The organism is Pseudomonas nitroreducens TX1 (assembly GCF_000313755.1).
Lineage (GTDB): Bacteria > Pseudomonadota > Gammaproteobacteria > Pseudomonadales > Pseudomonadaceae > Pseudomonas > Pseudomonas nitroreducens_A.
Map to the genome: position 1 here is coordinate 16,986 of NZ_AMZB01000097.1, position 20,969 is coordinate 37,954.

Below are 20,969 nucleotides of genomic sequence, written 5' to 3' on the forward strand. Positions count from 1 at the left end.
CGGGGCCTGTTTCGATGCGGACCGAATCAGATCGCCAGGCTATCCACCACGCCGCCGTCCACGCGCAGTGCGGCGCCAGTGGTAGCGGAGGAGTAGGGCGAGGCGATGTAGGTCACCAGGGCGGCTACTTCGTCGACTTCGGCGACGCGCTGGATGATCGAGCTGGGGCGTTCGCGGCGGACGAAGGCATCGGCTTCCTCGCGGGCGCTGCGGCCGGACTCGCGCACGGCATCGGCCACGAGGTTGGCCACGCCTTCGGTGAAGGTCGGGCCGGGGAGAATGGCGTTGACGGTGACGCCGGTGCCTGCCAGGCGCTTGGCCAGTCCGTGGGAGACAGCGAGGTTGGCGGCCTTGGTAACGCCGTAGTTGATCATCTGCGCGGGGATGGCGATGCCCGATTCCGAGGACAGGAAGATCACCCGGCCCCAGCCGCGCCCGACCATGCCAGGGGTGTAATGACGGGCCAGGCGCACGCCGGAGAGCACGTTGATCTCGTAGAAGTCCAGCCACTCCTGGTCCTGGGTCTCGTAGAAGTCGACGTCGTTGTAGATGCCCAGGTTGTTCACCAGGATGTCGGCGTGGGGTTCGGCGGCAAACAGTACGTCTGCACCGGCGGCGTTGCCCAGGTCCGCGACCACGCCGCGAGCCTTGCCATGGGCGCCGTGGATGCCGGCCACGGCTTCGTCAACCGAGGCTGCATTGCGTCCGACTATGACTACCTCCGCGCCGGAAGCGGCGAGCTGGCGCGCGATGCCCAGGCCGATGCCGCCGGTGGAACCACTGATGATGGCGGTCTTGCCGCCGAGATCGATCTGCATGTCTTCAATCCTCATCCAGGAAGGCGCGGGATGCGCCGATGATCGCCTGGAGTTGGCGCCATGCTAGGAACGACCTGTAAGATCGTACATAACTTAATTCGACATACTTGAGTCCTTGAGGGTCTATGCTCGATCTCAGACAACTCCGTTACTTCGTCGCCGTCGCCGAAGTCGAGCACGTCGGCAAGGCGGCGGAGACGCTGCACATTTCCCAGTCGCCGCTGAGCCGGCAGATCGCCCAGCTGGAGGAGCGCCTTGGCCTGCAGTTGTTCGAGCGCAGCCAGCAGCGCCTGCGCCTGACCTCCGATGGGCGCACCTTCCTGCACGAGGCCAAGGCGCTGCTCAAGCATGCCGAGCGCCTGGAATCCCTGGGCCGTCGACTGGGCCGGGGCGAGACCGGGGGCCTGTGCATCGGTTATGTCAGCCATGCCATCCATGCTGGCGTGTTGCCCGAAGCGCTGCGCCATGTGCGCGAGGAGCGGCCGGGCATCCATATCGCTCTCTACAATCTCTCGGCCCAGGAGCAGTTCGAGGGTTTGCGCCAGCGCAGCCTGGATATCGCCCTGGTGTGCGAACCGCCGGCCGAAGACGATCCGGACCTGCTCGCTGCGCCGGTGTTCGACGACCCGCTGCACCTGGCCCTGCCGCTGGGGCACTCGCTGGCGGATAAACCGCTGATCGAGCCGGCCGACCTGCATGAGCAGGACTGGATCATGGTGGAGGGCCACCTGCAGCAGAGCCGCCGCGAGCGCTTTCTCGCCAGTTGCGTCGCTGCCGGGTTCACTCCGCAGATCCGCCTGGAAGCCGCCGAGCCGCTCAGCGCCCTCGGCCTGGTGTCGGCAGGATTGGGTCTGGCGCTGATCCAGCGGAGCATCGGCGGGGAGCGCAACCCCAATGTGGTGCTGCGCGAGCTGCCCTGGCTTGGCCAGAGCACCGGACTGTGGGCCGCCTGGCATCGCGTCGACCTGCGGCCGATCGTGGGTGACTTCCGCGAAATGGTGCTGGCAGGTGCTCTTGTCTGAAAAGCGCTGGAAGACAACTTGATGCTGCGTTAGGTCTCAAGTCTGTCGAATTATGACTTGGACGGTCTAGGTGGGGCGGGCATAGGATTGTCGCCACTGGAGTTCACAAGCGACTCCCCCCAACCCGGAGAACCCTCCATGAGCCTCAAATCCTTGATTCCCACCCGCCTTGGTTTTGGCACTGCGCCGCTGGGCAACATGTACCGTGACGTGCCCGCCGAAGAAGTGCAGGCCACTGTCGATGCCGCCTGGGAAAACGGCGTGCGCTACTTCGATACCGCGCCGTTCTACGGCGCCGGCCTTTCCGAATCCCGTCTGGGCGCCGCCCTGGCCAACCGCCCGCGTGACGAGTACGTGCTCAGCAGCAAGGTAGGCCGCATCATCCTCGACGAGCTGGAAGACCCGGCCGCCCGCGAGCTGGGCGAGAAGAGCGGTCTGTTCGAGCACGGCAACCGCAACCGTATCGTCAACGACTACAGTGCCGACGCCACCCTGCGCTCCATCGAGGACAGCTTGAAGCGCCTGGGCACCGACCGCCTGGACATCGTCTGGATCCACGACATCGCCCAGGACTTCTACGGCGACGAATGGCTGAGCCAGTTCGAAATCGCCCGCACTGGTGCCTTCCGCGTGCTCACCCGACTGCGTGAGGAAGGTGTGATCAAGGCCTGGGGCCTGGGGGTGAACCGCGTCGAGCCCATCGAGCTGACCCTGGACCTGGACGAGCCACGCCCCGATGGCTTCCTGCTCGCCGGCCGCTATTCGCTGCTGGACCATGAGCGCGCGCTGCAACGCGTGATGCCGCAGGCAGTGGAGCAGGGCGTCGGCATCGTCGTCGGCGGCCCGTACAGCTCCGGCGTGACCGCCGGCGGCGAGCACTTCGAATACCAGAAGGCCAGCCAGGCCGTGCTGGCCAAGCTGGAACGCATCCGTGCCGTGGCCCGCGATCACGGCGTCGACGTGAAGGCCGCCGCGCTGCAGTTCGCCCTGGCCCATCCGGCCGTGGTAGCAGCAATCCCCGGCTCGACCCGCCCGCTGCACGCCAACCAAGACCATGCCGCGCTCAGCGCGGTCATCCCCGCCGCGTTCTGGAGCGACCTGCGCTCCCAGGGCCTGATCAGCGCGGTGGCGCCAGTCCCCGTCGTTTGACGCTTCAGGCGCCGGGCCTCGTGGTCCGGCGCTTCACCGAATCACCAAGGGGCCCTTGCCCCAGGAGAAACATCATGGCCAAGGCCACTGCTCACATCGACCTCAACGCCGACATCGACCAAGTCTGGCAACTCATCGGCGGCTTCGATTCCCTGCCCGACTGGCTGCCGTTCATTCCGCAAAGCCGGCTCAGCGAAGGCGGCCGCGTACGAACGCTGAACAGCGTCGACGGTGAAACGATCATCGAGCGCCTGCTGGATTTCAACGAAGCTGAGCGCAGCTACAGCTACACCATCCTGCAGGGCCCGGCGCCGGTGCGCGACTATCAGTCGACCCTGCGCGTTCTGCCCGGCAGCGAAGGCGTGCGCGTGGAATGGTTCGGTTCCTTCACGCCCGAGGGCATCACCGATGCCGAAGCTACCGCGTTGTTCACCGGCATCTACGTCGATGGCCTGGCGGCGCTGAAGCATAAGCTCGAAGGCTGATTGCGTCGGCGAAAAAAGCCCCTTGCCAGCGACTGGCAAGGGGCTTCGTCGTTCCTGCAGGGTGACTTACCAGAACCCCCCGGCATGCCGGCTGGACGCATAGTCCAGGTGCAGGGCGAAGGAGCTCTGGAAGAATTCCAGCAGGCGGGTGTCGAGCACCATTTCATTGAGCGAGGCGAGCGAGCCGATCACCTGCTGCACGTCGCCTTCGCTCTCGCCGCAGCGGTTCTCGTGGCATAGCCGCTGCGTCTGCGGGTCGGCGCTGATGCGGCAGACGCACTCCGGGTCATGGCAGGAGCCGCGCACCTTGAGGCTCAACTCCGGTAGCTCGCGGCGGCCCTCCAGCAATTCCACGGTGCATTCCAGACCGTGTTCGCGGGCGAATTCGCTGGCGCGGGCGAAGGCTGGCAGGGCCACTTCAACCAGCGCGCTCTGGTAGGCATTGGCAAAACTCTTCTGGGGGTCGTCGCTCATCCGCGGTCTCCTTTGCAGGTTGCACGAGGCCGGCTGACAGCAGCCGGGTTGAGTCATGGACCACGCAATACGCGGCTTGCGCGATGTATCGGCGGACTTTCCGCCGAGCGGTTGGGCCGCGCGCCGACGAAATGAAGCAAACCAAATGGCCATGACGCCGGTCAGCATTCAGGTAAGGGCTGCGGAGCCGGACATGGACACCCTGGAACGCATCTGGGCGACGCTGGTCGCCGAGTTTTCCGACCTCAGCGAAGTGGAGCAGATCACCCGCGCGTCGTTGCGCCTGGCGCTCGCCGTACTGTTGGGTGGAGTGCTGGGCTATGAGCGCGAAAGCAAGGGCAAGGCTGCCGGCCTGCGCACGCACATGCTGGTGACGATGGGCGCGGCGTTGTTCGTGATGGCGATCCGCGAAGGTACGACGGAGGCGGATGCCGTCAGTCGGGTTATCCAGGGCATTGCCGCCGGCATCGGTTTTCTTTGCGCGGGCACCATCCTCAAGGGCAACCGCGCTTCGGACGTCAAGGGCCTGACCACTGCGGCGGGCCTGTGGCTGAGCACTGCCATCGGCATCAGCGTGGGGCTCGGCCACTCCGCCACGGCGGTGCTCGGCACCCTGCTGGCATTGCTGGTGCTGCACTGCCTGCCGCATGGCCTGGAACCTGGCCGCGAGCAGGAATCCATTTCCCCTGGACAGCAGCGGGAGGACCGCGATGTTCCGTGAATTTCCCCAGGCCTGCGCCTGGACCGACGCCATGTGCGAGAACGGCCGCTGCAGCGGGCTGATCGAATACCAGGTGAGCCGCGAAGGAGCGCCGGTGGAGGTGCTCTGGGTCTATGCGCCCCTGAGCACCAATGCGGCGCAAGCCGAGGCCGTGGCGCAACGCATGCTCGAACGCGTGTGCGACATCGATGCAGAGGGCCGCGTGCACTTCGATGATGGCGTGATCCTGCAGGAGGACTGCCCATGGCCCGTGTGATCTGGAAAGGCGCCATCAGCTTCGGCCTGGTGCACATTCCGGTGGCGCTCAACAGCGGCGCGCGCTCCACCGGCACCAACTTCGACTGGCTGGACGAACGCAGCCTGGAGCCGGTGGGCTACAAGCGGGTGAACAAGGTGACGGGCAAGGAGGTGCCCAAGGAGCACATCGTCAAGGGCGTGGAGCTGGAGAAGGGCCGCTACGTGGTGCTCAGCGAGGAGGAAATCCGCGCGGCGCGACCCGAAGCCACGCAGACCATCGACATCCTCAGCTTCATCGAGGTGAGCGAGATTCCGGTGCCGTTCTACGACTCGCCCTATTACCTCACCCCCGAGAAGCGTGGCGAGAAGGTCTACGTACTGCTGCGCGACACCCTGCAGAAGACCGACAAGGCCGCCGTCTGCCAACTGGTGATGCACAGCCGCCAGCACCTGGCGATGCTGCGCGCCGAGGGCGATGCCATCCTGCTGATGACCCTGCGCTGGCCGGAGGATGTGCGCGAGGTGGACGAACTGGGGCTGAACCTGTCGAAGGTCAAGCTCGACAAGCGCGAGGCAGAGATGGCCGAGCGCCTGGTCAAGGACATGAGCGGCAAGTGGACCCCGGAGGACTACCAGGACACCTTCAGCGAAGAGATACACCGCCTGGTGGAGCAGAAGGCCGCCAAGGGCCAGCTCGCCGAAGTCGCGCAGGTGGAGGAGCGTTCCAGCGAAGGCGCCGACATCATCGACCTCACCGAGCTGCTCAAGCGCAGCCTGAAGGGCGACGGCAAGAAGCGCAGCGCCGCCAGCGCGCCGGCCAAGCGCAGCGGCGGGAGCAGCCGCAGCACCAGCAACAGCGCCAGTACCGGGAAGAGTGCGCCCAGGCGCAAAAGCTCCTGAACCCGCCGCCGGGAAAATAGCCTGAACTTGCGTCGCCCTCACGGTTCGGAAGCCTTGTACCGAACAGCGCAGCGAGGAGGGGCCGCGAATGGAACTGGAGAATCCCGCAAGCCGGGCCGAAGCCGCCGCCAACGAGGCGCGCATCGTCATCGAGGACGTCGAACCGCGCCTGGAAAGCGGGCGTTTCGCCGCGAAAGCGATCTGCAATCGGCGCTCCCGCGTGCACGCCCGGTTGTTCTGCGATGGCCACGACAAGCTGGCCGCGGAAGTCGCCTGGCGCGAAGACAAGCACGCGCCGTGGCAGAAGGTGCCGATGCAGCCGCTGGGCAACGATCATTGGGAAGCCCACGTCACGCCGACGCGGGTCGGCCGCGCCGAGTTCATCGTGCTGGCCTGGATCGACAGCTATGCGAGCTTCCGCTACGAACTCGAAAAGAAATATGCCGCCGGCCAGGCAGTGGACCTGGAATTTCGCGAAGGCATCGAGCTGCTGCAGGGCGTGCTGCAGACCGCCCCGGAGGATTGTGAGGCGGAACTGGCCGAGATCGTCCGCGGGCTGCAGGACAACGACGGGCGCGAGGCCCGCTTCGCCCTGTTCATGGCGCCGCGCACCCTGGAAGTGATGCAGCGCGCAGAGCACCGTCCGCACCTGACCCGCAGCCTGACCTTCGAGCTGGACGTGGAGCGGCAACTGGCCGAATTTGCCAGCTGGTACGAACTGTTCCCGCGCTCGGAAAGCCGTGTGCCCGGCCAGCACGGCACCTTCGCAGACGTCCACCGACGCCTGCCGGAAATTGCCGCGATGGGCTTCGACGTCCTCTACTTCCCGCCCATACATCCCATCGGCCGCACCCACCGCAAGGGCCGCAACAACAGTCTCCAGGCTGGCGAGAACGACCCAGGCAGCCCCTACGCCATCGGCAGCGAAGAGGGCGGTCATGAGGCTGTGCACCCGCAGCTGGGCACATTGGAAGATTTCCGCAAACTGGTCGACGCCGCCCGCGAGCACGGCCTGGAAGTCGCCCTGGACTTCGCCATCCAGTGCTCGCCGGACCACCCCTGGCTGCGCGAGCACCCCGGCTGGTTCAGCTGGCGCGCCGACGGTTCCATACGCCACGCCGAGAACCCGCCGAAAAAGTACGAAGACATCGTCAACGTCGACTTCTACGCCCCCGACGCGGTGCCCGACCTTTGGCTCGGGTTGCTGCAGGTGGTGCTGGGCTGGGTGGAGCAGGGCGTCACGCTGTTCCGGGTCGACAACCCGCACACCAAGCCGCTGCCGTTCTGGGAGTGGCTGATCGCCGAAGTGCGCCGCGAACACCCGCAGGTGATCTTCCTCGCCGAGGCCTTTACCCGCCCGGCGATGATGGCGCGCCTGGGCAAGGTCGGCTTCAGCCAGAGCTACACCTACTTCACCTGGCGCAACACCAAGGCGGAGCTGGAGCACTACCTGACCGAGCTCAACCAGCCGCCACTGCGCGATTGCTACCGGCCGAACTTCTTCGTCAACACGCCGGACATCAATCCCTACTTCCTGCAGCGTTCCGGGCGCGCCGGCTTCCTCATCCGCGCGGCGCTGGCAACCATGGGCTCGGGCCTGTGGGGTATGTACTCGGGCTTCGAGCTGTGCGAGGCCGACCCGGTGCCGGGCAAGGAGGAGTACTTCGATTCCGAGAAGTACCAGCTGCGCCAGCGCGACTACCACGGCCCCGGCAACATAGTCGGCGAAATCACCCGGCTCAACCGCATCCGCCGCGAAAACCCCGCGCTGCACAGCCACCTCGGGTTCCAGGCCTACAACGCCTACAACGACAACATCCTGCTGTTCGGCAAGCGCACCGAGGATCTTTCCAACTTCATCCTCATCGCCGTCAGCCTCGACCCGCACAACGCCCAGGAAGCCGACTTCGAACTGCCGCTCTGGGAGTTCGGCCTGCCCGACGACGCCCCCATGGGCGGCGAGGACCTGATGAACGGCCATCGCTGGACCTGGCACGGCAAGCGCCAGTGGATGCGCATCGAGCCCTGGCACCTGCCGTTCGGCATCTGGCGCCTGCACCCCGAGCAGTGACCCGATTTCGTAGAGGACCGCGACATGGCCAAGCGCAAGACCCGCCCGTTTCTCGATGACCCGCTCTGGTACAAGGACGCGGTCATCTACCAGTTGCACGTGAAGTCCTTCTTCGACGCCAACAACGACGGCATCGGTGACTTCCGCGGGCTGATCGAGAAGCTCGACTACATTGCCGAACTGGGCGTGAACACCCTCTGGCTGCTGCCGTTCTACCCCTCGCCACGGCGCGACGATGGCTATGACATCGCCATGTACAAGGGCGTCCACCCCGACTACGGCACCCTGGCCGACGCGCGCCGCTTCATCGATGCGGCACACGAGCGGGGGTTGCGGGTGATCACCGAGCTGGTCATCAACCACACTTCCGACCAGCATCCCTGGTTCCAGCGCGCCCGCCGGGCGAAGAAGGGCTCCCAGGCGCGCAACTGGTACGTGTGGTCCGACGACGACACCCGCTACGACCAGACGCGGATCATCTTCATCGACTCCGAGCAGTCCAACTGGACCTGGGACCCGGTGGCCGGGCAGTACTTCTGGCACCGCTTCTATTCGCACCAGCCGGACCTGAATTTCGACAACCCGCAGGTGCTGCGCGCGGTGCTCGGGGTGATGCGCTACTGGCTGGACCTGGGCGTCGACGGGCTGCGCCTGGATGCCATCCCGTACCTGATCGAGCGCGATGGCACCAACAACGAAAACCTCCCCGAAACCCACGTGGTGCTCAAACGCATCCGCGCCGAACTGGACGCGCACTACCCGGACCGCATGCTGCTGGCCGAGGCCAACCAGTGGCCCGAGGACACCCGCCCGTATTTTGGCGGGACGCAAGGCGGCCCCGGCGACGAATGCCACATGGCCTTCCATTTCCCGCTGATGCCGCGCATGTACATGGCCATCGCCCAGGAAGACCGCTTCCCGATCACCGACATCCTGCGCCAGACCCCGGCGATCCCGGACAACTGCCAGTGGGCGATCTTCCTGCGCAACCACGATGAGCTGACCCTGGAGATGGTCACCGACGACGAGCGCGACTACCTCTGGAACTACTATGCCGCCGACCGCCGCGCGCGCATCAACCTGGGCATTCGCCGCCGCCTCGCGCCGCTGGTGGAGCGCGACCGCCGGCGCATCGAGCTGCTGCACAGCCTGCTGCTGTCCATGCCGGGCACGCCGACCCTGTACTATGGCGACGAGATCGGCATGGGCGACAACATCTACCTGGGTGACCGCGACGGCGTGCGTACCCCCATGCAATGGTCGGTCGACCGCAATGGCGGGTTTTCCCGCGCCGACCCGGCCAGCCTGGTGCTGCCGCCGATCCTCGATCCGCTCTATGGCTACCAGAGCGTCAACGTCGAAACCCAGTCGCGCGACCCGCATTCGCTGCTCAACTGGATGCGCCGCATGCTCGGCGTGCGCAAGCAGCAGAAGGCATTCGGCCGCGGCAGCATCACCATGCTGTCGCCGCCCAACCGCCGGATCCTGGCCTACCTGCGCCAGTACAGGCCCGAGGGCGATGGCGCCAGCGAGGACAGCATCCTCTGCGTCGCCAACCTCTCCGGCGCCGCCCAGGCGGTCGAGCTGGACCTGTCGGCCTTCGATGGCCGGGTACCGGTGGAGATGCTCGGCGGCTCGTCCTTCCCGCCGATCGGCCGGATGACCTACCTGCTGACACTGCCGCCCTACGGCTTCTACTGGTTCTACCTGGCCGACAGCCAGCAGATGCCGGCCTGGCACGTGAAGCCAGTGGAACGCATGCCCGAGCTGCCGACCCTGGTGCTGGCGCAGCGCCTTGAAGAGCTCACGCGAGGCGCGCCCCGTGATTTGCTGGAGGGCGATTCGCTGCCGCGCTACCTGCCCAAGCGCCGCTGGTTCTCCGCCGGACGGGTGGATGCCGGCAGCGCCCATCTGCTCTACGCCATGCCGCTGGAAGAGGCCGACGCCGCGCCCATGCTGGCCGAGGTGGAAGTCACCGGTGCTGATGGCGCCGAGCATTACCAGCTGCCGCTGGCCGCGGTACCGGAGAAGGGTAGCGCCGGCAACGACCTGCCGCAGCAACTGGCGCTGGCGCGTCTGCGCCGTGGACGCAGGGTCGGCCTGCTGACCGATGCCTTCAGCCTGCCGCGTTTCAGCCGGCTGATTCTCAACCAGCTGCGCCAGGGCGCGACCCTGCAGGGCGCGGCTGGCGAATTGCAGTTCCTGCCGCAGCCGGGCCTTTCGCAGTACGCCGATATCGGTGACGACGCCGACATCCGTGTGCTGGGCGTCGAGCAATCCAACAGCTCCGCGCTGATCGGCAACCGCCTGCTGCTCAAGCTGCTGCGCCGCGTGTTCCCGGGCGTGCATCCGGAGGCGGAAATGGGCGGCTACCTGAGTCGCCGCGGCTTCGCCAACATCGCTCCGCTGCTGGGCGAGGTACGCCGTATCGACGCCAGTGGCCAGCCGCACACGCTGCTCCTGCTGCAGGGCTACCTGAGCAACCAGGGCGATGCCTGGACCTGGACGCTCAACCAGCTCGAACGCGCCATGCGCGACGGATTGCTGCCGGGCGTGGAAACGGCGGAACCGGAGTTCGACGCGATGGAAGAGCTGCGCCTGTTCGCCGGCAAGTTCGGTCAGCGCCTGGGCGAAATGCACCAGTTGCTCGCCGAGGCCACCGACGAGCCGGACTTCGGCCTGCACCGCAGCGCTGCCGCCGACAGCGCCTTGTGGACCCGCAGCATCGGCGCGCAGATCGAACAGGCGCTGGAGGCCCTGGGGACATCCCGCGAGGCCCTGGATGAGCGCGGCCGGGCGATGGTCGACTGGCTGCTGGAAAAACGCGCCGAGCTGCTGCAGGCCGTGGGCAATCTCGCGCGCCTGGCCGAGGGCGGGGTGATGATCCGCGTCCACGGCGACCTCCACCTGGGGCAGGTGCTGGTGGTGCAGGGCGACGCCTACCTGATCGATTTCGAGGGCGAGCCCAACCGGCCGCTGGCCGAGCGCCGCCAGCGCCATAGCCCGCTCAAGGACGTCACCGGCGTGCTGCGCTCCTTCGACTACGCCGCCGCCATGGCCCTGCGCAGCGCACAGGGTACCGAGGTGGCTGCCGCAGTGCAGTCGGCGCGCGCCGCCCTGGCCGTGCGCTACCGCCGCGAGGCCCGCGACGCCTTCCTCGAGGCTTACCGCGCAGCTGCCGTCGATCTGCCCCACGAATGGCATGGCCGCGAAGGCGAGGGCGCCGCGCTGGCCCTGTTCAGCCTGGAGAAAGCAGCCTACGAAGTGCTTTACGAAGCCGGTCACCGCCCCGACTGGCTGGAAGTACCCCTGCAAGGACTCTTTGAATTGGCGCGACACTTACTCGGAGGACATACATGACCCTGCGCAGCGATCTGGACCATCTTCAGCGGGCCGACCACGCCGACCCCTTCGCCTTCCTCGGCCCGCACCGCGACGTCGAGGGCGGCGTGGTGCGCGTCTGGCTTCCCGGTGCGCTGGCGGTGGAGTTGCTGTCGCCACAAGACGACTTCCTCGCCGCCATGCAGGCGGTCGACGCCAGCGGGCTGTTCGTCGCCCATCTGCAATCCCCCTTGGCCAGCGGCACGCCCTACCGCCTGCGCATCCACTGGCCCGAGCACGAGCAGGTCACCGAGGACCCCTACGCTTTCGGCCCGTCCCTGAGCGAGCTGGACCTCTACCTGTTCGCCGAGGGCAACCACCGCCAGCTCGGCAAATGCCTGGGCGCCCAGGTGATGGAGATGGACGGCGTGCCCGGCGTGCGCTTCGCCGTCTGGGCACCCAATGCCAGGCGGGTCTCGGTGGTCGGCGACTTCAATGGCTGGGATGGCCGCCGCCATGTGATGCGCCTGCGCTATCCGGCCGGTGTCTGGGAGCTGTTCATCCCGCGCCTGCAGCCCGGCGAAATCTACAAGTACGAGCTGCTGGGCAGCGACGGCGTCCTGCCGCTCAAGGCCGACCCCATGGCGCTGGCGACCGAGATGCCGCCGGCCACTGGCTCGCGGGTGCCCGACCCGACGCCGTTCAGCTGGCAGGACCACGACTGGATGAACCAGCGCGCCGAACGCCAGGGCGTCGACCGGCCGCTGTCCATCTACGAGCTGCACGCCGGCTCCTGGCAGTGGGTGGATAACCGCACACCGACCTGGGACGAACTGGCCGACCGGCTGATCCCCTATGTCAGCGACCTGGGCTTCACCCACATCGAGCTGATGCCGATCATGGAGCACCCCTTCGGCGGCTCCTGGGGCTACCAGCCGCTGTCGCTGTTCGCACCCACCGCGCGCTACGGCAGTCCGGCGGACTTCGCCCGCTTCGTCGACCGCTGCCACCAGGCCGGCATCGGCGTGATCCTCGACTGGGTACCGGCGCATTTCCCCACCGACGCCCATGGCCTGGCGCATTTCGACGGCACTTCGCTGTACGAATACGCGCATCCCTTCGAAGGCTTCCACCAGGACTGGGATACCTACATCTACAACCTCGGGCGCAACGAGGTGCACGGCTTCATGCTGGCCTCGGCGCTGCACTGGCTGCGCGAGTATCACATCGATGCGCTGCGCGTGGATGCGGTAGCCTCGATGCTCTACCGCGACTATTCGCGCAAGGAAGGCGAGTGGATCCCCAACCGCCACGGCGGGCGGGAGAACCTTGAAGCCATCGAGTTCCTCAGCCATCTCAACAGCGTGGTGCACACCGAGGCGCCCGGCGCCCTGGTGATCGCCGAGGAATCCACCGCCTGGCCGGGGGTCAGCCGGCCCACCGAGCAGGGCGGCCTGGGCTTTGCCTACAAGTGGAACATGGGCTGGATGCACGACAGCCTGTCGTACATCCGCGAGGACCCGATCAACCGCGGCTATCACCACCACAAGCTGACCTTCGGCCTGCTCTACGCCTTCTCCGAGCATTTCATCCTGCCGATCTCCCACGACGAAGTGGTGCACGGCAAGGGTTCGCTGCTGGGCAAGATGCCGGGTGACCGCTGGCAGCAGTTCGCCAACCTGCGGCTGTACCTGTCGATGATGTGGACCCATCCGGGCAAGAAGTTGCTGTTCATGGGCTGCGAGTTCGGCCAGTGGCGCGAGTGGGACCACGACGGGCAACTGGACTGGTACCTGTTGCGCTATGCCGAGCACTTCGGCGTCCAGGCATTGGTGCGCGAACTCAACCGCCTGTTGCGCGAGGAACCGGCCCTGCACGCCTTCGATGATCGCGCCGAAGGCTTCCACTGGCTGATCGGCGACGACCAGCTCAACAGCGTCTTCGCCTGGCTGCGCCTGGCCGGCGATGGATTGCCCCTGCTGGTGGTGCACAACTTTACCCCGGTGCCGCGCCCTCACTATCGCGTGGGCGTTCCGTTGCCGGGTCATTGGCAAGTGCTGCTCAACAGCGACGCGGACTGTTTCGGCGGCTCCGGCGCCGGAAGCCGCGGGACGCTGGAAAGCGACCCCCACGGGTCCCACGGGCAGGCCCAGTCCCTGGCGCTGGATCTGCCTCCGCTGGGCTGCCTGATCCTGCGCCCTGAAGGCGACGGGGTGGACTTGTAGCCGCGGAGCCTCGGCAGATCAAGAACCGTCAGGGCGGATAACGCTGGTGCGTTATGCGCCCTGCGCTCTACGGATGGCCCCCGAGCGATCGCACAGAAAATCGCGGATAAATCCGCTCCTACGCCCCCGGTTACTCCGGCGTTGTAGGAGCGGGCCATGCCCGCGATCCGTCGGCAGGGCCGACGCTCAGGACGCCCGCGCGGCCTCCTGCCGCTCCGCGCGGCGCTTGAGCTTCTTTGCGTGGCGCTCCAGCCACAGGTAGACGGCGCAGGCGAGCAGCAGCGGGATGAGGAAATACAGCACCCGATAGCCGATCAGCGCCGCCAGCAGTTCGCCACGGGAAAAATGATCGCGCAGCACGGTGATGAATACCGTCTCGATAACCCCCAAGCCCGCCGGTACGTGCAGCACCACACCCGCGATGCTGCTGATCAGCAGCGTCGCCAGCACCGTCGGGTAATGCGCCGAATCCGGCAGCAGGGTGTAGATCAACAGCGCCATCATCGACCAGTTGCTCGCCCCGGCGATGCCCTGCAGCGCCGCCAGACGCCAGGTCGGCAGGTTCAGCCGATAGCGCTTCCAGCCCCAGGCGCGGCGGCGGGCGAAGCGGCAGGCGAGCAGGTAGCCGGCGCCGAGCAGAAGCAGCACCACGCCGATGGCGCGCAGGCCGCTCTGGCCCAGTGACCAGGTGTCCGGCAGGTCGGGATAGCCACAGACGAACAACACCCCGGCCAGCAGCAGGTAGCCGTACCAGTTGGTGATCATGCTGAAGGTCAGGATCCGCGTGATATCCCCCGCGCTCATCCCCAGCCGCCCGTAGAGGCGGAAGCGCAGCGCGATGGCGCCGACCCAGGAGCTGAGGTTGAGGTTGAAGGCGTTGCACACGAAGGCCACGGTGAACACCCGCCGCACCGGCAGCGGGTGGCCGATGTAGAAGCGGCTGAGCACGTCGAAACTGCTGAAGATGGCGTAGCTGCCCAGGGCGATCAGCATGCCCAGCGCCAGGGTGCTGAACTTGTATTCGCGCAGCAGGCGGAACACCTCGTCCCAGTCGGTGGCGCGCAGCAACAGGAACAGCAGCACCGGCAGCGCCACCAGCAGGACGATATTGAAGACGCGGTTGGCGCGCTTCCAGAATTTCTTGTTCTTCATGGCTGCACCTGCGATTGGTGGGCGTTTTCCTCGAGGCTCGCGGGATGGAGCACCTGCCGGTGCGCCGGCAACTGGCCGGCAATGGCAGGGAAATGCCGCAGGAAGTGGAAGCTCAGGAACACCAGCGGCGCCCGCCACCAGTAGCCGCGCCGGGCATACTGGCGGGTGACGCGGCGGCAACTGCTGGCCGCCAGGTTTTCCAGATGGTCGTCCAGCTCGCTGGCGAAGGCGGATTCCTCGATCAGCAGATTGCCCTCCAGGTTCAGCGACAGGCTCAGCGGGTCGAGGTTGCTCGAGCCGACCGTGGCCCAGTGGCGATCCATCACCGCAACCTTTCCGTGCAACGGACGGTCCCGGTATTCGTAGATCTCCACGCCGTCGCGCAGCAGGGTGTCGTAGAGCAGCTTGCTGCACAGGCGCACCAGCGGCATGTCCGGCAGGCCCTGCAGGATCAGGCGCACCTGCACCCCGCGCCGGGCGGCGTCGCGCAAGGCGCGCAGCAGGCGATAGCCCGGGAAGAAGTAGGCGTTGGCGATCACCAGGCGTTCCCGGGCGCGGCCGATGGCGCGCAGGTAGTGTTGTTCGATCTCGGTGCGGCGGTTGAGGTTGTCGCGGATCGCCAGGCAGGCCCGGCAGGGGCCTGCCGGGCCGCCGGGATGCACGGCATCGGCGGCGGGCATATCGCCATACTGGGCGAGCAGGTCCAGGCAGGCGCGGCGGATGTCCTGCACGCTCGGCCCACGCACCTTCACCGCATAGTCCTGCTTGGCCATGACGCCGAAATCGGCCAGGTGGTCGGCGCAGAAATTGATGCCGCCGACGAAGCCGACCTGGCCGTCCACCACCACGTGCTTGCGATGCAGCCGGCGGAACAGGTTGGTGCGCATGCCCAGCAGCGGCCGCTGTGGATCGAACAGGTGCAGGCGCACGCCGGCATCCAGCAGGCCGCCCAGGAAGCTGGCATCCAGGTCCGGCGTGCCGTAGCCATCGGCGATCACGTCCACGCGCACGCCGCGCTGCGCCGCGTCGATCAGCACCTGGCGCAGCCCGCGCCCGACCTTGTCGTCACGCAGGATGAAGGTTTCCAGCAGGACTTCCTGGCGGGCCTCTTCGATGGCCTGGAACACGCTGGGGTAGAAGGCTTCGCCGTTGATCAACAGCTCGACCCGGTTGCCGTCGCGCCAGCACTCGTTCATAGCGATACCTCGGCCAGCAGGGGAAGATGGTCGGACAGGTGAGGCCAGGGCTTGCGGTTGAGCACCTCGCTCAGGGTGACCTTGAGGTTGCGCACGTAGATGCGGTCCAACCGCAGCAACGGCCAGCGCGCCGGAAAGCTGCGTGGCTCGCCGCCTTCCCGGGGAAAGGCCGGGCGCAGCCCGCAGCCGGCGAGCAGGCCGGAGGCGCGGCAGCGCCAGTCGTTGAAGTCGCCGGCCACCACCACCGGGTCGTTCGCCGGCAGCTCGCCGACCAGTTCGCAGAGCAGCCGCAGTTGCTGCTGCCGCTGGGTCTCGTACAGGCCCAGGTGCACGCACACTGCGTGCAGGGATCGCTCGCCCGGCAGGTCGATCTGCGCGTAGAGCAGCCCGCGTTCCTCGGTGCCGGCCACCGAGACGTCGCGGTTGTCCCAGCGGCTGATCGGCAGGCGCGAGAGCAGGGCGTTGCCGTGATGGCCCTCGGGGTACACGGCGTTGCGCCCGTAGGCGAATGCCGGCCACATGCTGTCGGCGAGGAACTCGTAATGCGGAGTGGCCGGCCAGTTGGGCTGGCGTTCGGCGTGCAGCTGGTGTTCGCCGTGGACTTCCTGGAGAAACACCAGGTCCGCCGAGGTCGCACGAACGGCGTCGCGCAGTTCGTGAAGAATGAAGCGCCGGTTGAAGGCGGTGAAACCCTTGTGGGTGTTCACCGTGAGCACCCGCAACAGGGTGCCGGCCTGTGCCTGGGCGAGGTGGGCCAAATCGTTCTCGGCGCGGGTCATTGCCAGTCTCCTGCCGGTTCGCCGGGTTCCTGGCGGCCCGCGAGCTGAAGGTCCAGCAGCGCCATCAATTGGCTGGCGTCGTAGGGGGCGCGGACCTTCATGTCATTGTCGAAGTAGCAGTACACCTCGCGCTGGCGGCGATCGCCGCGGGTGGAGGCATCGAACAGCTCGGCGTCGGCCGGTTGCAGGCCGCGCCGCCAGCGGGCGATGCGTTCGCTCCAGCGTTTGAGGGCGGCCTCGCCATAGCCGCTGGCGTACAGTTCCTTTTCGCCGTGCAGGCGCAGGTAGACGAAGTCGGTGGCGGTGAGGTCTTCGCCGTAGGGCCACTTGCGCGGCGCATCGGCGAACACCAGCGCCACGTTGTGGCGGCGCAGCTGCCGGGCGAATTCCGCGCAGGCGAAACTGGCGTGGCGCACCTCCATGGCATGGCGCAGCGGGTGTCGGGCGACGGCGGTCGGCCACTCGGGCGGGCGCCGCGTGGCGGCGTCCTTGGCCAGCTTCAGGGCGGCGTCGGTGGTGCGTGGCAGCAGCGTCAGGAAGGCCTCGACCACGTCCGGGTCGTACTTCAGCGACGGCGGCACCTGCCACAGCATCGGGCCGAGCTTGCCGCCCAGCTCCAGCGGGCCGGAGGCATAGAAGTTGGCGACGGCTTCCTCCACGTCCTTCAAACGCCGGGTGTGGGTGATGTAGCGCGGGCCCTTGACGCTGAAGACGAAGCCGTCGGGGGTGTCCTCTGCCCAGCGGCGATAGCGCTCGGGGTTCTGCAAGGCGTAGAACGAGCCGTTCAGCTCGATGCTGTTGAAGGCTCGCGAGGCGTAGCGCAGCTCGTCCTTCTGGCGCAGCCCTTGAGGGTAGAAATCACCACGCCAGGGGGTGTAGCGCCAGCCGGAAATGCCAATGTGCAACTCCTTCATAGGCCAATCATCCTGTGTCAGTGGCGGTGCGGCGGGCGCACCCTTTCTTCATCGCCCAGGCGTGCCTCCCGGCGCTGCGGTTGCAGTTCGACCTTGACCCAACCGGTCTCGCGCTGGTTGAAGGCCTCGAAGGCGTCGATCACGTCGTTCATCGGCTTGACCTGGGTGAGGATGGCCGCGGGATCGATGCGCCCGGCCAGCACCAGTTCGATGAGTTTCGGGATGTAGCGGCGGTGGTGGCAGTTGCCCATCTTCAACGTGAGGTTCTTGTTCATCGCCTCGCCGATGGGGAAGCTGCGCTGGTCCGGGCCGTAGACGCCGATGATGCCCAGACTGCCGGCCTTGGCGAGGGCCGCCACGGCCCATTCCAGGGCCTGGGTCGGCGCGTTGCCCGGCACCCATTCGGCTTTGTGTTCCTGCGCCGGCGCCTCGGTCTCGGCGCCATGGCTGTGCTCGGCGTCCACGCCCACGGCATCGATGGCACGGTCCACGCCTATGCCTTCGGTGAGCCAGAGCAGCGCCTGTACCGGGTCCTCGCGCTCGAAGTCGATCACTTCGGCACCCTGTTGGCGGGCCATATGCAGGCGGTCGGGGTGGCGGTCGATGGCGAACACCCGCGCCGCGCCCATCAGCAGTGCGCTGGCGATGGCGAACTGGCCGACCGGCCCGCAGCCGAACACCGCGACGGTGTCGCCGATGCCGACCTCGGCCAGCTCCGCGCCGAACCAGCCGGTGGGGAAGATATCCGAGAGCAGGATCGCCTGGTCGTCGCTGATCTGCGAGGGCAGGCGGATCAACCCGATGTTGGCGTAGGGGATGCGCGCCTTCTCCGCCTGCAGGCCGTGGAAGGCGCCGGTACTTTCCGGGCCGCCGAAGAAGGCGGTGCCGCCGCGCTTGCCGTTGGGGTTGGCCCTGTCGCACTGCGCGTAGTAGCCGGCGCGGCAGTACGAACAGTTGCCGCAGGCGATGGTGGAGGGGATCACCACACGATCGCCCACCTGCAGGTTGCGCACCTCGTCACCCAGCTCCTCGATGATGCCCACGCCTTCGTGGCCGAGGATGGTGCCGGGTTTCATGCCGCCCACCGAACCGCGCACGAAGTGCAGGTCGGTGCCGCAGATGGCCGAGGCCGTGAGGCGAACGATGGCATCGTTGGGGTGCTTGAGTGCGGGGGCGGGCACATCCTCCAGGCGGATGTCGCCGACGTCGTGGAATACGACTGCTTTCATCTTGTCCTCCTCGGCGCGCGCGGCGGTCGGCGATGCCGGCCCGTGCGCGGACTCTCGCGGAAAAAATCGGTGAGCCCCTTTACGGGGCCCCTACAGATTCCGACTGAGGGCGTGCGGGGCCGTTCAGACCGATTCTCCCCGCTCGTCAGTCCTCGCCGCGGCGCAGGGTGAACAGCACCAGCGAGCGCGCACCCAGGGGGTAGGCGGTGCCGAATTCCCAGTTGCGCTCGTGGTCCTGGCCCGGTTCGCGGGTGTCGAGGAGGAATTGCCACTCGCGACCCTGGGCGGTTTCCGGGAGCACGAAGTCGAGGTCTTCGTGGCCGGCGTTGACCAGCAGCAGCAAGGTCGCGTCGCCGCCGCTGCGGCGGATGCCGGTGGGCTGCGCGCGGCCATCGAGCAACATGCCGAGGCTGCGGCGCTGCGGATCGTGCCAATGGTCCTCGGTCATCTCCACGCCCTCGGCGGCGAGCCAGGTGACATCGCGCACGCCCAGCTCCTCGTTGTACTCGCCGACCAGGAATCTTCCGCGCCGCAGGATCGGGTAGGCTTGGCGCAGACGGATCAGGCGGCGGGTGAAGGCCAGCAGCTCGCGACCCTCGTCGTCGAGGTTCCAGTCCACCCAGCCCAGTTCGTTGTCCTGGCAGTAGACGTTGTTGTTGCCCTGCTGGGTGCGGCTGAACTCGTCGCCGGCCAGCAGCATGGGCGTGCCCTGGGAGAGCAGCAGCGTGGCCATCAGGTTGCGCATCTGCTGCAGGCGCAGGTGGCGGATTTCCGGATCGTCCGTGGGGCCCTCGACGCCGTGGTTCCAGGAGCGGTTGTCGTCGCTGCCGTCGCGGTTGTCCTCGCCGTTGGCCTCGTTGTGCTTGTGGTTGTAGCTGACCACGTCGCGCAGGGTGAAGCCATCGTGGGCGGTGATGAAGTTCACCGAGGCGTAGGGCCGCCGGCCGCGCTGATCGTAGAGGTCGCCCGAGGCGGTGAGGCGGCGCGCCAGGTCCGGCAACTGACCCTCGTCGCCGCGCCAGAAGCTGCGCACGGTGTCGCGGAAGCGGTCGTTCCACTCGACCCAGCCCGGCGGGAAGCCGCCCACCTGGTAGCCGCCAGGGCCGCAATCCCACGGCTCGGCGATGAGCTTGCGGTGGCTCAGCACCGGGTCCTGGCGGCAGGCGACGAGGAAGCTGTGGCGTTCGTCGAAGCCGTCGGCGTAGCGGCCGAGGATGGAGGCGAGGTCGAAGCGGAAGCCGTCCACGCGCATCTCGGTGGCCCAGTAGCGCAGCGAGTCGGTGACCATCTGCAGCACGCAGGGGTGGCTCAGGTCCAGCGTATTGCCGGTGCCCGAGTCGTTGACGTAGTAGCGCCGGTTGTCGGCCTGCAGGCGGTAGTAGGAGACGTTGTCGATGCCGCGCATGGAGAGCGTGGGGCCCAGCTCGTTGCCTTCGGCAGTGTGGTTGTAGACCACGTCGAGGATCAGCTCGATACCGGCGGCATGCAGGTGCGCGACCATCTCCTTGAACTCGTTGATATGGCCGCTGGCGAGGTAACGCGCCTGTGGCGCGAAGAAGGCGATGGTGTTGTAGCCCCAGTAGTTGGCCATGCCTTTTTCGAGCAGGTGCTTGTCGTCGAGGAAGCCATGCACCGGCAACAGTTCCAGGCTGGTGATGCCCAGCTGCCGCAGGTGTTGCAGCAACTCGCTGTTCATCAGCCCGGCGCAGGTGCCGCGCAGGCGCTCGGGCACGTCCGGGTGGCGCATGCTGAGGCCGCGCAGGTGCGCCTCGTAGATCACCGTTTCGTCCCAGGGCACGCGCACCGGCTGCTGTTCGCCCCAGGTAAACGCGGGGTCTATGACCTTGCACTTGGGCACGAAGGGTGCGCTGTCGCGCTCGTCGAAGCTCAGGTCGGCGTCGGGGGAGCCGATGGTGTAGCCGAACAGCGATTCGGACCATTTGAGCTCGCCGACCAACTGCCGGGCGTAAGGGTCGATCAGCAGTTTGTTGGGGTTGAAACGGTGCCCCGCGTCGGGTTCGTAGGGGCCGTGCACCCGGTAGCCGTAGATCTGGCCGGGATGGGCGTCGGGCAGGTAGCCGTGCCAGATTTCGTCGCTGTATTCGGGAAGTTCGATGCGTTCGATCTCGCGCTTGCCCTGGGCGTCGAACAGGCACAGCTCGACCTTGGTGGCGTGGGCTGAGAACAGTGCGAAGTTGACGCCCAGCCCGTCCCAGGTCGCCCCCAGCGGAAAGGGGCGGCCTTCGGTTACGCGGGAATGTGCACGTCGGGTCATG

The 20,969-nt window shown here is 67.0% G+C and carries 17 protein-coding genes; 9 read left to right on the forward strand and 8 right to left on the reverse strand.

Annotation, left to right across the window (positions count from 1 at the left end):
* Positions 1 to 26 precede the first annotated feature (26 nt).
* Positions 27 to 818 (reverse strand): SDR family NAD(P)-dependent oxidoreductase, encoded by a 792-nt coding sequence (locus C167_RS0108600; RefSeq protein ID WP_017517863.1) that lies wholly within the window; start codon positions 816 to 818, stop codon positions 27 to 29.
* Between the two features lie 125 nt (positions 819 to 943).
* Between C167_RS0108600 and C167_RS0108605 the strand changes: the two genes are divergently transcribed.
* From C167_RS0108605 to C167_RS0108615, 3 genes are all read left to right on the forward strand, one after another.
* A complete protein-coding gene (locus C167_RS0108605; protein ID WP_017517864.1) occupies positions 944 to 1,840 on the forward strand; it encodes a LysR substrate-binding domain-containing protein in 897 nt (298 codons plus the stop codon).
* A 138-nt stretch (positions 1,841 to 1,978) separates the two neighbouring features.
* Positions 1,979 to 2,989 (forward strand): aldo/keto reductase, encoded by a 1,011-nt coding sequence (locus C167_RS0108610; RefSeq protein ID WP_017517865.1) that lies wholly within the window; start codon positions 1,979 to 1,981, stop codon positions 2,987 to 2,989.
* Positions 2,990 to 3,063: 74 nt separating this feature from the next.
* Positions 3,064 to 3,474, forward strand: a complete 411-nt coding sequence (locus tag C167_RS0108615) for an SRPBCC family protein (protein WP_017517866.1) — start codon at positions 3,064 to 3,066, stop codon at positions 3,472 to 3,474.
* 66 nt (positions 3,475 to 3,540) lie between these two features.
* Here the strand turns inward: C167_RS0108615 and C167_RS0108620 are convergent, their stop codons facing one another.
* Entirely contained in the window at positions 3,541 to 3,948 is a 408-nt protein-coding gene (locus C167_RS0108620; protein WP_017517867.1) for a hypothetical protein, read from the reverse strand.
* Positions 3,949 to 4,141: 193 nt separating this feature from the next.
* On the opposite strand from C167_RS0108620, the gene C167_RS0108625 reads away from it, so the two are divergent.
* The 6 genes from C167_RS0108625 to glgB all read left to right on the forward strand — a co-directional run bounded on the left by C167_RS0108625 (position 4,142) and on the right by glgB (position 13,423).
* Positions 4,142 to 4,669: an MgtC/SapB family protein gene (locus C167_RS0108625; RefSeq protein ID WP_017517868.1), complete on the forward strand. Its 528-nt coding sequence runs from the start codon at positions 4,142 to 4,144 to the stop codon at positions 4,667 to 4,669.
* Positions 4,659 to 4,925, forward strand: coding sequence for a hypothetical protein (locus C167_RS0108630; protein WP_017517869.1), 267 nt, complete (start codon positions 4,659 to 4,661; stop codon positions 4,923 to 4,925). Before C167_RS0108625 ends, C167_RS0108630 begins: the two co-directional genes overlap by 11 nt.
* The gene (locus tag C167_RS0108635; protein WP_017517870.1) at positions 4,913 to 5,806 is read left to right on the forward strand and encodes a Ku protein; all 894 of its coding nucleotides are present in this window, start codon (positions 4,913 to 4,915) and stop codon (positions 5,804 to 5,806) included. Before C167_RS0108630 ends, C167_RS0108635 begins: the two co-directional genes overlap by 13 nt.
* An 88-nt stretch (positions 5,807 to 5,894) precedes the next feature.
* Complete coding sequence (locus C167_RS0108640) at positions 5,895 to 7,877, forward strand: alpha-1,4-glucan--maltose-1-phosphate maltosyltransferase (protein ID WP_017517871.1); 1,983 nt, start codon at positions 5,895 to 5,897, stop codon at positions 7,875 to 7,877.
* Between the two features lie 24 nt (positions 7,878 to 7,901).
* Positions 7,902 to 11,237 (forward strand): maltose alpha-D-glucosyltransferase, encoded by a 3,336-nt coding sequence (gene treS, locus C167_RS0108645; RefSeq protein WP_017517872.1) that lies wholly within the window; start codon positions 7,902 to 7,904, stop codon positions 11,235 to 11,237.
* Positions 11,234 to 13,423 (forward strand): 1,4-alpha-glucan branching protein GlgB, encoded by a 2,190-nt coding sequence (gene glgB, locus C167_RS0108650; protein ID WP_017517873.1) that lies wholly within the window; start codon positions 11,234 to 11,236, stop codon positions 13,421 to 13,423. Before treS ends, glgB begins: the two co-directional genes overlap by 4 nt.
* Positions 13,424 to 13,609: 186 nt before the next feature.
* On the opposite strand, the gene C167_RS0108655 is transcribed toward glgB, so the two are convergent.
* From C167_RS0108655 to glgX, 6 genes are all read right to left on the reverse strand, one after another.
* Positions 13,610 to 14,575 carry a lysylphosphatidylglycerol synthase domain-containing protein gene (locus C167_RS0108655; protein ID WP_017517874.1) on the reverse strand — a complete coding sequence of 322 codons (966 nt, stop codon included), beginning with the start codon at positions 14,573 to 14,575 and terminating at the stop codon, positions 13,610 to 13,612.
* Entirely contained in the window at positions 14,572 to 15,771 is a 1,200-nt protein-coding gene (gene clsB, locus C167_RS0108660; protein ID WP_017517875.1) for a cardiolipin synthase ClsB, read from the reverse strand. Before clsB ends, C167_RS0108655 begins: the two co-directional genes overlap by 4 nt.
* Positions 15,768 to 16,550: an endonuclease/exonuclease/phosphatase family protein gene (locus C167_RS0108665; RefSeq protein WP_017517876.1), complete on the reverse strand. Its 783-nt coding sequence runs from the start codon at positions 16,548 to 16,550 to the stop codon at positions 15,768 to 15,770. Before C167_RS0108665 ends, clsB begins: the two co-directional genes overlap by 4 nt.
* Positions 16,547 to 17,464 (reverse strand): DUF72 domain-containing protein, encoded by a 918-nt coding sequence (locus C167_RS0108670; RefSeq protein ID WP_017517877.1) that lies wholly within the window; start codon positions 17,462 to 17,464, stop codon positions 16,547 to 16,549. Before C167_RS0108670 ends, C167_RS0108665 begins: the two co-directional genes overlap by 4 nt.
* A 17-nt stretch (positions 17,465 to 17,481) precedes the next feature.
* Positions 17,482 to 18,693: a zinc-dependent alcohol dehydrogenase gene (locus C167_RS0108675; RefSeq protein ID WP_017517878.1), complete on the reverse strand. Its 1,212-nt coding sequence runs from the start codon at positions 18,691 to 18,693 to the stop codon at positions 17,482 to 17,484.
* Between the two features lie 145 nt (positions 18,694 to 18,838).
* Positions 18,839 to 20,968, reverse strand: coding sequence for a glycogen debranching protein GlgX (gene glgX / locus C167_RS0108680; protein ID WP_017517879.1), 2,130 nt, complete (start codon positions 20,966 to 20,968; stop codon positions 18,839 to 18,841).
* Position 20,969: the final 1 nt, after the last annotated feature.